Annotated in this window: 11 protein-coding genes; 6 read left to right on the top strand and 5 right to left on the bottom strand. The window is 72.7% G+C overall.

The features are described 5' to 3' along the window. Nucleotides 1–196: 196 nt before the first annotated feature. From ABEE00_RS27710 to ABEE00_RS27700, 3 genes are all read right to left on the bottom strand, one after another. The gene (locus ABEE00_RS27710; protein WP_345748429.1) at nucleotides 197–1777 is read right to left on the bottom strand and encodes an amidase; all 1581 of its coding nucleotides are present in this window, start codon (nucleotides 1775–1777) and stop codon (nucleotides 197–199) included. A gap of 70 nt (nucleotides 1778–1847) precedes the next feature. Continuing rightward, a complete protein-coding gene (locus ABEE00_RS27705; protein ID WP_345748428.1) occupies nucleotides 1848–3134 on the bottom strand; it encodes an SLC13 family permease in 1287 nt (428 codons plus the stop codon). 209 nt (nucleotides 3135–3343) lie between these two features. Beyond that, nucleotides 3344–4045, bottom strand: a complete 702-nt coding sequence (locus ABEE00_RS27700; protein WP_345748427.1) for a FadR/GntR family transcriptional regulator — start codon at nucleotides 4043–4045, stop codon at nucleotides 3344–3346. A 251-nt stretch (nucleotides 4046–4296) separates the two neighbouring features. Here ABEE00_RS27700 and gatC point away from each other — a divergent pair, with 251 nt between their 5' ends. From gatC to ABEE00_RS27675, 5 genes are all read left to right on the top strand, one after another. Beyond that, nucleotides 4297–4593 (top strand): Asp-tRNA(Asn)/Glu-tRNA(Gln) amidotransferase subunit GatC, encoded by a 297-nt coding sequence (gatC, locus tag ABEE00_RS27695; RefSeq protein WP_345748426.1) that lies wholly within the window; start codon nucleotides 4297–4299, stop codon nucleotides 4591–4593. Between the two features lie 5 nt (nucleotides 4594–4598). Further along, on the top strand, nucleotides 4599–6104 hold the full coding sequence (gatA, locus tag ABEE00_RS27690; RefSeq protein WP_345748425.1) for an Asp-tRNA(Asn)/Glu-tRNA(Gln) amidotransferase subunit GatA: 1506 nt from the start codon (nucleotides 4599–4601) through the stop codon (nucleotides 6102–6104). Further along, nucleotides 6101–6346, top strand: coding sequence for a hypothetical protein (locus ABEE00_RS27685; protein ID WP_345748424.1), 246 nt, complete (start codon nucleotides 6101–6103; stop codon nucleotides 6344–6346). The genes gatA and ABEE00_RS27685 overlap by 4 nt, the downstream gene beginning before the upstream one ends. 62 nt (nucleotides 6347–6408) lie before the next feature. Next, nucleotides 6409–7917: an Asp-tRNA(Asn)/Glu-tRNA(Gln) amidotransferase subunit GatB gene (gene gatB / locus ABEE00_RS27680; RefSeq protein ID WP_345748423.1), complete on the top strand. Its 1509-nt coding sequence runs from the start codon at nucleotides 6409–6411 to the stop codon at nucleotides 7915–7917. A 192-nt stretch (nucleotides 7918–8109) separates the two neighbouring features. Beyond that, nucleotides 8110–9021: a TIGR03620 family F420-dependent LLM class oxidoreductase gene (locus ABEE00_RS27675; protein WP_345748422.1), complete on the top strand. Its 912-nt coding sequence runs from the start codon at nucleotides 8110–8112 to the stop codon at nucleotides 9019–9021. A gap of 9 nt (nucleotides 9022–9030) precedes the next feature. Here the strand turns inward: ABEE00_RS27675 and ABEE00_RS27670 are convergent, their stop codons facing one another. After that, nucleotides 9031–9714 carry a cytochrome b/b6 domain-containing protein gene (locus ABEE00_RS27670; RefSeq protein ID WP_345748421.1) on the bottom strand — a complete coding sequence of 228 codons (684 nt, stop codon included), beginning with the start codon at nucleotides 9712–9714 and terminating at the stop codon, nucleotides 9031–9033. Further along, nucleotides 9698–10429 carry a molybdopterin-dependent oxidoreductase gene (locus tag ABEE00_RS27665; RefSeq protein WP_345748420.1) on the bottom strand — a complete coding sequence of 244 codons (732 nt, stop codon included), beginning with the start codon at nucleotides 10427–10429 and terminating at the stop codon, nucleotides 9698–9700. The genes ABEE00_RS27670 and ABEE00_RS27665 overlap by 17 nt, the downstream gene beginning before the upstream one ends. Before the next feature lie 216 nt (nucleotides 10430–10645). Here ABEE00_RS27665 and ABEE00_RS27660 point away from each other — a divergent pair, with 216 nt between their 5' ends. Further along, nucleotides 10646–12757: a phosphocholine-specific phospholipase C gene (locus ABEE00_RS27660; protein ID WP_345748419.1), complete on the top strand. Its 2112-nt coding sequence runs from the start codon at nucleotides 10646–10648 to the stop codon at nucleotides 12755–12757. The last annotated feature ends 107 nt before the right edge of the window (nucleotides 12758–12864 follow it).

Below are 12864 nucleotides of genomic sequence, written 5' to 3'. Positions count from 1 at the left end.
GACGCGGGGCGCGGACCCAGCAGCGTGGCGCGACGGCTCGTTCGTGCGTCATCCGGGGACGCCGCAGACCAGAGCGAGGCTCGGCCGGAGGCGCGGAGCGTCGTAGGCCGGGCCGTAACTCACCAGTCGGGCGCAACCACCCACCCGAATCCCGCCGCAGCGGGAAGCAACCCCGTACGGGGGCCGTCGGCGGTTTTCAGCGGGCGGTCTCGTACGCCAGGGCCAGTTGCAACAGGTCGCGTTCTCCCGCGTGGCGGGTGATCACCTGGACTCCCATCGGGAGGCCCCGGGCGTCGAAGCCGGCTGGCATGGCCAGGGACGGGAGGCCCGTCAGGGACCAGGGAGCGACCGTCTCCATCCAGCGGTGGTAGGTGTCCATCGCACGCCCAGCGATCTCCCCGGGCCAGTGCACCGCCTTGTCGAAGGGGAACACCTGCGCCGAGGGCGCCAGGACGAAGTCGTACGTGTCCAGGAGCTGCAGCACGGACGCGTAGTACCGGTCACGCGCCTCCACCGCGCGCTGGACGTCCAGCGCGCCGAGCTCCCGCCCGTGCTCGACCTCCCACACCGCCTCGGGCTTCAGCCGACGCCGCTTCGCGGGGTCCTCGTACAGCGCGTTCAGGCTGAGGTTGTCCCACCAGCGCCAGGTCAGGAACGTCTGCCAGATCTCGTCGAGGGAGAAGTCCGGCAGCGCCTCCTCGATCTCGCAGCCCAGCGCGCGCAGCGGCCCGAAGGACCGCTCGCACACATCGAGGACGCCGGGTTCCATGGGCAGCCGCCCGTTCCAGTCGCCGGCCCAGGCGATCCGCGTACCGGAGAAGTCCCGGCGCTCAGGACGCTCCCCGAGGCGCGGGTCGTCCGGGAGGCCCAGCGGGGAGCCCGCGTCGGGCCCCGCCATCACGCCCAGCAGCGCGGCGAGTTCGGGAACGGTCCTGGCCATCGGGCCCGCCACCCCGAGCTGCGCCACGAACCCGGGCGCGGGCACCCGGCCCCAGGTGGGGCGCAGGCCGTAGACGTTGTTGAAGGCGGCCGGGTTGCGCAGCGAGCCCATGTAGTCGCTGCCGTCGGCGACCGGCAGCATCCGCGTCGCCAGCGCGCAGGCCGCGCCGCCGCTGCTGCCGCCCGCCGTGCGCTCCGGGTCGTAGGCGTTGCCCGTGGTGCCCCAGACCGGGTTGTACGTCTGCGAACCCAGTCCCCATTCGGGCGCGTTGGTCTTGCCGATGACGATCGCGCCGGCCGCCTTGATGCGCCGTACGTGCAGGTCGTCGTGGTCCGCGATGCGGTCCTTGTAGAGCGGAGAACCCTCGGTCCAGGGCAGGCCCTCGGCCGCCGCCAGGTCCTTCACGGCGTGCGGGAGGCCGTGCATCCAGCCCAGGTACTCGCCGCGCGCGAGCTGCCGGTCGCGCTCCTCGGCCTCCGCCATCGAGGACTCCCGGTCCCGCAGCCCGACCAGCGCGTTCACGCGCGGGTTGGCGCGCTCGACGTGGTCGAGGTACGCGGTCATGACCTCGGCGCAGGACACCTCGCGGCGCCTGATCGCGCGGGAGAGCGCCAGCGCGTCGAGGGCCGCCGCGCCCTCGGGCTCGGGGCCGGGTACGGGGGAGTGCGGGGTCATGCGGGGCTCCTTGGGGTGCGGGGACTCCGCGTTCTCCGTACCCGGTACGGCGGCGCCCGGTCCACCCGCGGCCGCGGCCGGGCCCGGCGCGCCGACGGCGAGCCCGGCGCCGAGCGCGCCCGCCGTACCGAGAAAGCTCCTGCGGCTCGCGTCCTGCGGCATGCGGTGCTCCTTCCGAGGGTGCGGAACGTCGACCGGGTACGGGGCGAAGGGCCGGGAGCAGGGCCGGGCGTCACGCCGGGAGGACGAAGGCCAGCCAGGTGAACAGGGGGACCACGGCCACCACGGCGCCCCCGTAGAGCAGCAACTGCCGGTACACGGCGTCCCGTTCGGCGCTCCTGGTGTTGGCGAGGACGATCGCGCCGTTGGTGGAGAACGGGCTGACGTCCACCACCGTCGCGGCCACGGCGATCGCGGTCACCATCCCCACGGCGCCCACGCTCCCGTCCCGCAGGAACGGGACGGCGAGCGGGATCAGCGCGCCGAGCAGCGCGGTCGAGGAGGCGAAGGCGGAGACCACGGCGCCGATGTAGCAGAGCAGCAGCGCCGCGAGGAGCGGGATGCCCACCCCGGCGACGGCGTGCCCGGCGTAGTCGATGGTGCCCATGGTCTCCAGCACGGCGACGTACGTGAGCACGCCGCAGACCAGCAGCACGGTCGGCCAGGCCACCTCGGACGGCGCTCTGCGGCTGGTGGAGGGCGAGACCAGGCCGAGCACCACGGCGATGGTGAGCGCCAGCAGACCCACGTCGAGGTCGAAGACGAGCGCCCCGGCGACCAGCACGCCGAGCCCGAGGAGGGTGAGCGCGCGGTCCCGGGTGAGGCGCCCGGCTTCCGGGGCAGGAGCGTCGGCCCCCGCATCGGCGTCTGCGCCCGTCCCCGCATTGCCCGCGCTGTCCGGCACGCCCGCGCCGCGCCGCAGCCTCAGCCCGCCGAAGAGTACGTAGACGACGACCGCGATCAGGGTGTTGACCACCAGCGTGCCCAGGAACAGCACCAGCGGGCTGCCGGGCAGGTGGTTCTTGGCGACCACGCCGTTCACGATCGTGCCGTACACGCTGATCGGCGAGAACGCGCCCGCCTGCGCGCCGTGCACCACCATGGCGCCCATCAGCAGCGGGCTGATGCGGTAGCGGTGCGCGAGGTCGAGGGCGATCGGCGCGACGATCGCGCAGGCGGCGGGGCTGACCGCGCCGATGGCGGTGAGCGCGGCGCCGATCGCGAACATCACCCAGGGGATCACCGCGATGCGCCCGCCGACCAGCCGTACGGAGCGGTTCACCAGCCAGTCCGTCGTGCCGTTGGCGCGCGCTATCGCGAACAGGTAGGTGACGCCGACCAGCACCACGAACAGGTCGCCGGGGAAGCCCGAGAAGATCTCCTCGTCGCTGAGCCCGCCGGCCAGGCGGCCGACCAGGAAGGCGGCGGCGAAGGCCAGCACGCCCATGTTCACCGACAGCACGGTCGCCAGCGCGAAGGCCGCGACCAGCGCCGCGATGGATATCAGCTCCGGTGACACGGTGCCCGCCTCCTCGTACGCCGGTCCGGCCGCACTCCGCGGCACGGCGGGGCACGGCGCGGGGTGGCTCACTGGCTGGTCCACTTTCGGCGCGGGTGGGACCGCTGTCAATGGTCGTGACGCGAGGCGCAGTTGGGGCCCTGGGGGAGCGAAGTGCCGCAGGTGGCGGGCGCGTTACGCGGGCGGGGCGGGGCCGCAGCCGCCGGCGGTCACCCCTCCGCGTCCGGCTGCCAGTCCATGAGCCGCACCTGCCGTACGGTCTCCAGGTGCTCCCGCATGGCCGCGGCGGCGCCCACCGCGTCACCGGCCCCGATCGCCCCGGCGATCGCGGTGTGCTGGGCGAGCGAGGTCGCGGGCCGGCCCGGTTCGCGCAGCGACTCGTGGCGGCTCTCGGCGATGGGCCCCGCGATCCCGCGCATGAACTCGGCGAGCAGCTCGCTGTGCGCGGCCGCCGTGACGGCCGCGTGGAAGAGCCGGTCGCCCTCCTCGCCGTTCCCGCCCGACTCCTTCTCCGCCCGCATGGTCTCCAGGGCCGCGGTGATCGCGCGCAGGTCCTCCTCGGTGCGGCGCAGGGCGGCGAGTTCCGCGAGCTTGGTCTCCAGGGCCTCGCGCGCGTCCAGTACGTCGGGCAGCCGCCTGCGGCGTTCGGCGAGCGCCGCGACCGGTTCGGCGGCCGCGTACAGACCGTCCTTGAGCAGATAGGTGCCGCCGCCGTGCCGGATCTCGACCAGATCCTGCGCTTCGAGGACCACGATCGCCTGCTTCACGGAGGAGCGGCTGACGCCGAGCCGCTCGGCCAGCTCCCGTTCGGAGGGGAGCCGGTCGCCCCGTCGCAGCCCCGCGGCCGCGGCGTGCTCCCGCAGCCGCGCGAGGACCTGCTCGTACAGCCGGGACCTGGTCACGGGCCGCAACGGCCCGGCACCCGCACCCGCGCCCGTATCCGCACTCGCGTCCGTACTCTCTCCCGCGCTGTCGTGACCGGAGCTCACCGGAATCCCCCCTGACCCCTGACGGCGGCCCGCCAAGATATCGCGCCAGGTGTGCGCGCGAGCCGCCCGCCGCCCGGAAAAGGGGCGCCGTGGGCGGCGGCCGTCCTCATAGGATGGGAGGCCCCATAGGATTGGGGCGGAAAGCCCAACTCACACCCCCAGAGGATCGCTGCATGCCTGGCATCTCGCGCGAGGAGGTCGCCCACCTCGCCCGGCTGGCGCGTCTGGAGCTGAAGGACGAAGAGCTCGAGCACTTCGCCGGACAGCTCGACGAGATCATCGGAGCGGTCGCCGCCGTCTCCGATGTGGCCGACGAGGACGTACCGCCGACCTCCCACCCGCTGCCGCTCACCAATGTGATGCGCCCCGACCAGGTGCGCCCTGGCCTGACCCCGGAGCAGGCGCTGGCCGGCGCCCCGGCCCAGGAGCAGCAGCGTTTCAAGGTGCCGCAGATCCTGGGTGAGGAGTGACCGACGTGACCGACCTGACCAAGCTCACCGCGGCCGAGACCGCGGAGAAGATCGCCACCGGCGAGCTCTCCGCCGTCGAGGTCGCCACCGCACACCTGGACCGCATCGCGGCCGTCGACGAGAAGGTCAACGCCTTCCTGCACGTCGACCGCGAGGGCGCGCTGGCCAAGGCGCAGGAGGTCGACGAGAAGCGCGCACGCGGCGAGGAGCTCGGCCCGCTGGCCGGCGTCCCGCTCGCGCTCAAGGACATCTTCACCACCGAGGGCGTGCCGACCACCGTCGGCTCCAAGATCCTCGAGGGCTGGGTCCCGCCGTACGACGCGACGGTGACGAAGAAGCTCAAGGAAGCCGACGTCGTCATCCTCGGCAAGACCAACATGGACGAGTTCGCCATGGGGTCCTCGACGGAGAACAGCGCGTACGGCCCGACCGGCAACCCCTGGGACCTCACCCGCATTCCGGGCGGCTCGGGCGGCGGCTCATCCGCCTCCCTCGCCTCGTACGAGGCCCCGCTCGCCATCGGCACCGACACCGGCGGCTCCATCCGGCAGCCCGCCGCGGTCACCGGCACGGTCGGCGTGAAGCCCACGTACGGCGCGGTCTCGCGGTACGGCATGGTGGCCTTCTCCTCCTCGCTGGACCAGGGCGGACCCTGCGCCCGCACGGTGCTGGACGCCGCGCTGCTGCACTCGGTCATCGCCGGGCACGACGAGCGCGACTCCACCTCCATCGACCAGCCGGTGCCCGACGTGGTCGCGGCGGCGAAGGAGGGCGCGCAGGGCGGCAGCGTGAAGGGCCTGCGGGTCGGCGTCGTCAAGGAGTTCAGCGGCGAGGGTTACCAGGCGGGCGTGATGGCCCGCTTCCACGACTCCGTCGAGCTGCTGAAGGAGCTGGGCGCCGAGGTCGTCGAGCTCTCCTGCCCCTCCTTCACCAAGGCGCTCGCCGCGTACTACCTCATCGCCCCCTCGGAGTGCTCCTCCAACCTGGCCCGCTTCGACGCGATGCGGTACGGGCTGCGGGTCGGCGACGACGGCACGCACTCCGCCGAGCAGGTCACCGCGCTCACCCGCGAGGCCGGCTTCGGTGACGAGGTCAAGCGCCGCGTGATGCTGGGCACCTACGCGCTCAGCTCCGGCTACTACGACGCGTACTACGGCAGCGCGCAGAAGGTCCGCACCCTCATCACGCGGGACTTCGAGCGGGCCTTCGGCGAGGTGGACGTGATCGTCTCGCCGACCACGCCGACCACCGCCTTCCCGATCGGCGAGCGCGCCGACGACCCGATGGCGATGTACCTCGCGGACCTGTGCACCATCCCGTCCAACCTGGCCGGCAACTCCGCCATGTCGATTCCGTGCGGGCTGGCCGACGAGGACGGGCTCCCGGTGGGGCTCCAGATCATCGCCCCCGCCCTGGCCGATGACCGTCTCTACCGTGTCGGTGCGGCCGTCGAGTCCGCCTACCAGGCACGTTGGGGTCACCCGTTGCTCGAGGAGGCACCGTCGCTGTGAGTGGCAAGCTGAACAAGGCGAAGAACTTTAAGAAGTCCAAGCCCGGCACCTACCTGTCCATCGGCACCACCCTCTTCGGCGCGGTGAGCGTCGCGAAGCAGGCGAGGGAGGCCCGCGGCGAGGGCGACAAGCTGCGCCTGCTGGACGCGGCCGTGTCGGCCGCCGCCATCGCCACCGGCGTCGCCCTGCTCGTGCGCGAGCTGCGGCGGATGGACTCCGACGACGTCCTCGCGGACGGCTGACCGGCGGCCCCGGCCGCCGCACGCTGCCCCCGCGACGCGGAAGAAGAAAGGCTTACGTTTCCGTGACCGTCACTGACCTGGTGTCGTACGAGGACGCTCTGGAGTCCTACGACCCCGTCATGGGCCTGGAGGTCCATGTCGAGCTCGGCACCAAGACCAAGATGTTCTGCGGCTGTGCGACGGCGCTCGGCGCCGACGCCAACAGCCAGGTCTGCCCCGTCTGCCTCGGACTGCCCGGCGCGCTGCCGGTGGTCAACGAGACCGGCGTGGAGTCCGCGATCCGCATCGGCCTCGCCCTGAACTGCGAGATCGCCGAGTGGTGCCGCTTCGCCCGGAAGAACTACTTCTATCCGGACATGCCGAAGAACTTCCAGACCTCGCAGTACGACGAGCCCATCGCCTTCGACGGGTACCTCGACGTGCAGCTCGAGGACGGGGAGGTCTTCCGGGTCGAGATCGAGCGCGCGCACATGGAGGAGGACACCGGCAAGTCCACCCACATCGGTGGCGCGACCGGCCGCATCCAGGGCGCCTCGCACTCGCTGCTCGACTACAACCGCGCCGGCATCCCGCTGATCGAGATCGTCACCAAGCCCATCCAGGGCGCGGGCTCCCGCGCCCCCGAGGTGGCCAAGGCGTACGTGGCCGAGCTGCGCGAGCTCATCAAGGCGCTCGGCGTCTCCGAGGCCCGCATGGAGATGGGCCAGATGCGCTGCGACGTGAACCTCTCGCTGCGCCCCCAGGGCACCGCCGAGTTCGGCACCCGCAGCGAGACGAAGAACGTCAACTCGCTGCGCAGCGTGGAGCGCGCGGCCCGCTTCGAGATCCAGCGGCACGCCGCGGTGCTCGGCGCGGGCGAGAAGGTCGTGCAGGAGACCCGGCACTTCCACGAGGAGGACGGCTCGACCACGTCCGGCCGCATCAAGGACAACGCCGAGGACTACCGCTACTTCCCCGAGCCCGACCTGGTGCCGGTCGCCCCGTCCCGCGAGTGGGTCGAGGAGCTGCGCGCCGGGCTGCCCGAGCTTCCGCGCGTACGCCGCAACCGGCTGCGCGAGGAGTGGGGCATCTCCGAGCACGAGATGCAGTCGGTGCTGAACGCCGGCGCGGTGGGGCTCATCGTGGCCACCACCGACGCGGGCGCCGACGCCGCCTCGGCCCGCAAGTGGTGGATGGGCGAGCTGGCCCGGCGCGCCAACGAGGAGGGCGTCGAGCTCTCCGACCTGGCGATCACGCCCGAGGGCGTGGCGCGGGTCTGCGCGCTGGTCTCCGAGGGCTCGCTCAACGACAAGCTCGCGCGGCAGGCCATCGAGGGCGTGCTCGCGGGCGAGGGCAGCCCGGACGAGGTCGTCGAGAAGCGCGGCCTCAAGGTCGTCTCCGACGAGGGCGCCCTGAACACCGCCGTGGACGAGGCGCTGGCCGGCAACCCGGACATCGCCGAGAAGATCAAGGGCGGCAAGGTCCAGGCCGCCGGCGCGCTGGTCGGCGCGGTCATGAAGGCCACCCGCGGCCAGGCCGACGCGGCCCGCGTGCGCGAGCTGATCCTGGAGAAGCTTGGGGTGGAGGGCTGAGCGCCCTCCACGCGGAGTGGACCGGCGCTGAGTGGCGTTGAACCACGCTGAGCTGCGCTGATGCGTGCGAGAACGGCCGTTCTCCCGGGGCAAGTCCCCTGGGAGGACGGCCGTTTCGCGTGTGCGGGGGGCGTACGGGGTTACGGTGCACTCGCTGTAAGCGATCACCGGATCAGGGAGGGGTGGGCGACCGTGTCGCAGGACCACGAGGGAGTGAAGGCGCGGCTCGGACGGGTCGGGGTGTTCCAGGGCGCGCTGCTGCGGGCGCCCGCCGAGGAGGCGCGCCGATTCGCCGCGCGGGTCGAGGAGTTGGGGTACGGGGCGCTGTGGTTCGGCGAGGGTGCCGCGACCAAGGAGGCGTTCACGCACGCGGGGCTGCTGCTCGCCGCGACCGAGCGGCTGGCCGTGGGCACGGGCATCGCCAACATCTGGGTGCGCGACGCCACCGCGGCGAACGCGGCGGCGCTCACCCTCGCCGAGGCCCACGGGGGAAGGTTCGTTCTCGGGCTCGGGGCCAGCCACGCGCCGCAGGTGGAGGTGCGCGGGCACACGTACGAGAAGCCGCTCGCGGCGATGCGGTCGTACCTGGACGGCTTGGACGCCGCCGAGTTCCACGCGGCGCTCCCGCCCACCGGGCCCCCGCCCCGGGTCCTCGCCGCCCTCGGCCCGAAGATGCTCGGGCTCGCGGCGGAGCGCGCCGCGGGTGCGCTCACCTACTGCGTGACGCCGGAGCACACCGCGTCCGCGCGCGAGGCGATGGGCGGCGGCGCGCTGCTCGCCGTGGAGCAGGCGGTGGTGCTGGAGTCCGACCCCGCGAAGGCCCGCGAGGCGGCGCGCGCGCACCTCGCGTTCTACCTCGGCTTCCCCAACTACACGCGGAATCTGCGGCGGTACGGCTTCTCCGAGGACGACTTCGCCGACGGCGGCAGCGACGCGCTGGTCGACTCCCTGGTGGCCTGGGGCGACGAGGAGACGGTACGGCGGCGGGTGGCCGCGCACCACAAGGCCGGGGCCGATCACGTGGCGGTCCAGCCGCTGGTCGCGCCGGGGGAGGGAGACCTGGGCGCGGGGCAGCTCGCGGAGCTGGGGGCGGCCTTGCTGTGAGGCGGTACGTCAGCCGTCGCCGTCGGAGGGAGAACCAGCGTTCTCCCTCCTTCCGCCCTCCCGCGCGCCGTGCTCCCACAGCGGATGCTCGCGTTCCGCCCACTCCTCGGTGACCTCGCCGGTGCGCATGCCGTGCCGGGCCTCGGGGTCGCCGTACGCCATCCACACGTGCCCGGCGATGACCACCACGACCGCCATCGCCAGCCAGTCGTGCACGAAGGACGCGCCCGTGCGCCACACCAGCGGCGCGAGGTGGGTGAACCACATGAGCAGGCCCGTGCCGGTCATCACCAGCACGGCGCCCGCGATCCACGCCGCGTACAGCTTCTGCCCGGCGTTGAACTTGCCCGCGGGGCGGCCCGACAGGCGGGGGCGCCGTCGCAGGGCCGCGCGCAGCCAGCGGCGGTCGTGCGGGCCGTACCGGTTGAGCCGCGTGAGGTCGGCGCGCAGCGCACGCGAGGCGAGGCCCAGCAGGAGCGGCGCGGGGAGCAGGATCCCCGACCACTCGTGCACCCGGACCATCAGGGCGCGCCGCCCCACGAGTTCGGCGAGGAACGGCAGGTAGAGGAAGCCGGCGGTGAGGACGCAGACCGCCATGAGGGTGGCGGTGCACCTGTGTACCCAGCGCTCGGCGCGGGTGAAGCGCCGTACGGAGCCCGGGAGTTCGCGGCGGAGGTCAGAGCGTCGGGGCATCGTCGCGCCCGTTCGAGTGGCCGACCCAGGCGTTCACGTCGTAGCCGCGCAGCTCCCAGTAGCCGGGCCGCGCGTGCTCGGTGACGGTGATGCCGGACAGCCACTTGGCCGACTTGTAGAAGTACATGGGGGCGACATAGAGGCGCGCCGGGCCGCCGTGCGCGTGCGGCAGCGGGCCGTCCCGCATGCGCAGGGCCACCAGCACGTCGCCGCGGCGCGCCTGCTCCAGCGTGAGGCTCTCGCTGTAGGTGCCGTCGAAGCAGGTGAAGCGCACGGCCCCGGCCTCCGGCCGCACCCCCGCGGCGTCCAGCAGCCGGGAGAGCCGTACGCCCTCGAAGGGCGTTCCCGGCACCCGCCACCCGGTCACGCACTGCACGTCCCGCACGATCCGCGTCTGCGGCAGCGCGCGCAGTTGGGCGAGGGTGTACGAGGCGGGGCGCTCCACCAGGCCGTCCACGGTGAGCCGATAGCCGGTGGCGGTGCGGTGCGGTACCGAGGCGGCGACGGAGTAGTAGCGGAAGCCGCCGCCCGCCGGGACGAGTCCGCTCAGCCCCGTGGGGTCGCGCTGCGCGAGGGCGCCCACGGTGCCCTCGTACGCACGCTGCAGCGAGGGTGCCGCGGCGATTCCGGCGACACCCGCGAAGGCCATGCCGAGCACCACCCGGCGCCCCACGGGGGTGCCGCGCCCGTCGCCCTCTCCACGTTCCCTGCCCACACGCCGAGTCGAGCACGGTCCCCGGCGGCGGACCAGCCTTCGCGCGAGGACGTCAGCATTTCGTCACCGGCCAACCGGCCAACGGCCACCGCCGCCGCGTACGTGCGCAGGAACGCCCGCACCCCCGTTCATCCCGCGTACCTCCGGAGGATTGATCGCGTGCACGGGCCGCCGCTACGTTTCCCACGCTTTCCACATTCCCCACAGGAGGCTCATATGGCCACGGACATATCGCGCCGCCGCGCCCTCGCCCTGGGCGCGGGCGCCGCCGGTGCCGCGGCGGCGGGCTCGCTGCTGCCGCCCTCGCTGCGCGAGGCGATCGCCGAGCAGCCCGCGGCGCCGGGCGGCGGTCTGCGGGACATCCGGCACGTGGTCATCCTCATGCAGGAGAACCGGTCCTTCGACCACTACCTGGGCACTCTGCGCGGGGTACGCGGCTACGGGGACCGCAACGCCGTCCAACTCCCCGGCGGGAAGAGCGTGTTCGAGCAGCCAGGACTGCTCGGCATCGGCAGTGTGCTGCCCTTCTCCGTGCGGGAGGCGGCGGAGAAGCAGAAGCAGGACCTCCAGTACATCGGCGCGCTCGACCATTCGTGGAACGGCGCCAAGCGCGCCTGGAACAAGGGCTGGATGGACAACTGGGTCACCGCCAAGACCGCGGCGACCATGGCGTACTACGACCGCAAGGACGTGCCGCTCCACTACGAGCTGGCCGACACGTTCACGATCTGCGACGCGTACCACTCCTCCATCCACAGCTCGACCAGCCCGAACCGCAACCACATGGTGAGCGGCTGGACCGGCTTCGAGCCGGGCGGCAAGGGGCGCGCGGTCAACAACGACTGTTACGCGGAGGACACCCACCCCGGCTACGACTGGACCACGTACCCGGAGCGGCTGGAGAAGGCCGGGCACAGTTACCGCGTCTACCAGGAGTGGGACAACTTCACCGACAACAACCTGGAGTTCTACGCGAGCTACAAGGCGGTGATGAAGAAGGCGCTCGCCGGGGTGAGCGGCGCCTCCAACATGACCGCCTATTACAAGAAGCTCCAGGACGCGGACGAGGCGGGCCGCAAGGAGCTGGACGCCCAGCTCCAGAAGGGGCTCAAGGCGATGAGCCCGCGCGAGCGCCGTACGTTCGACCGGGCGCTGTTCCGCGGCGAACCGGGCAGCACCGCGCAGCAGTTCGCGGACGATGTCGCAGAGGGCGAGCTGCCCGAGGTCTCGTACATCGTCGCCTCGGAGGCCGACTGCGAGCACCCCGGCGGCTCCTCGCCGATCCAGAGCGCCACCCTCGTCTACAAGATCCTCGACGCGCTGGGGAAGCACCCCGAGGTGTGGCGGCGCACCGCGCTCTTCCTCACCTACGACGAGAACGACGGTTTCTTCGACCACGTGCCGCCGCCCGTTCCGCCGCCGGGGACCGAGGACGAGTTCTGGGAGGACAGCCCCACCGGGCTCGGCATGCGCGTGCCGATGACCGTCATCTCGCCCTGGACCGTGGGCGGTTACGTGTGCTCGCAGGTCTTCGACCACACCTCGATGATCCGCTTCCTGGAGAAGTGGACCGGCGTGCGCGAGCCCAACATCAGCGCCTGGCGCCGGGCGGTCACCGGCGACCTGACCTCGGCGTTCGACTTCTCCCGTACGAGGAGGCTGCCGGAGGTCGAGGAGCCGGGGGAGATCCCGGAGTTCACCCGCCGCTGGAAGCCGCGCCCGCCCGCCGATCAGAAGCTCCCGCAGCAGGAGAAGGGCACGCGCCCCGCACGCGCGCTCCCGTACCAGCCGGACGCCGACGGCGGGCTCGACGCGAAGGCCGGGACCTTCCGGCTCGCGCTGCGCAACGACGGCACCGAGAGCGTGCACTTCGCGCTCTACCCGTACACGGAGGAGTACGAGGCGCCGCAGCACCACGACGTGGCGGCGGGGTCCGGGGCCGAGGTGCGGGTGCCGGTCAAGGACGGCGCGTACGACTTCGCGCTGACCGGGCCGAACGGATTCCGCCGCGAGTTCAAGGGGAGCGCGGACGGGCCGGCGGCCGCGGCCGGGGTGTCCACTCGCGTGGACGCGGGCCGCCGGGAGATCCACCTGACCGTGCGCAACACGGGCAGGGCGGAACTCGCGCTGGTCCTGCGCCCGCTGGCGTACGGCGACGCCAAGCCGCGCACCCTGCGGATCTCCGCAGGGGCGAGCCGCACCGTCGCGCACCCGGCCGCGGATGCGCACGGCTGGTACGACCTGGAGCTGACGGCGGAGGGGGACGACTCGTTCCGGCGCCGTCTGATGGGGCATATCGAGGACGGCAAGGAATCCGTTTCCGGCTGAGCGGACTCCCCCGTACAGGGGCGATGCGTCCGGTGCGTGCTTTTTGTGGGCATCACCACAAGAAACACAAAGGATCACCCCGGGCTGCAATCGTGCACCGGACGCAC

Origin of the sequence: Streptomyces odontomachicola, assembly GCF_039605595.1 — a bacterium.
Taxonomy (GTDB): Bacteria; Actinomycetota; Actinomycetes; order Streptomycetales; family Streptomycetaceae; genus Streptomyces.
The sequence above is the reverse complement of the archived record's forward strand: the minus strand, read 5'-3'. Positions and strand labels throughout refer to the sequence as shown.

Excerpts from the sequence above, each read along its gene's own strand:
- ABEE00_RS27710 (WP_345748429.1), bottom strand. The coding sequence starts at position 1,777 with ATGCCGCAGGACGCGAGCCGCAGGAGCTTTCTCGGTACGGCGGGCGCG.
- ABEE00_RS27670 (WP_345748421.1), bottom strand. The coding sequence starts at position 9,714 with ATGCCCCGACGCTCTGACCTCCGCCGCGAACTCCCGGGCTCCGTACGG.
- gatC (WP_345748426.1), top strand. The coding sequence starts at position 4,297 with ATGCCTGGCATCTCGCGCGAGGAGGTCGCCCACCTCGCCCGGCTGGCG.
- ABEE00_RS27660 (WP_345748419.1), top strand. The coding sequence starts at position 10,646 with ATGGCCACGGACATATCGCGCCGCCGCGCCCTCGCCCTGGGCGCGGGC.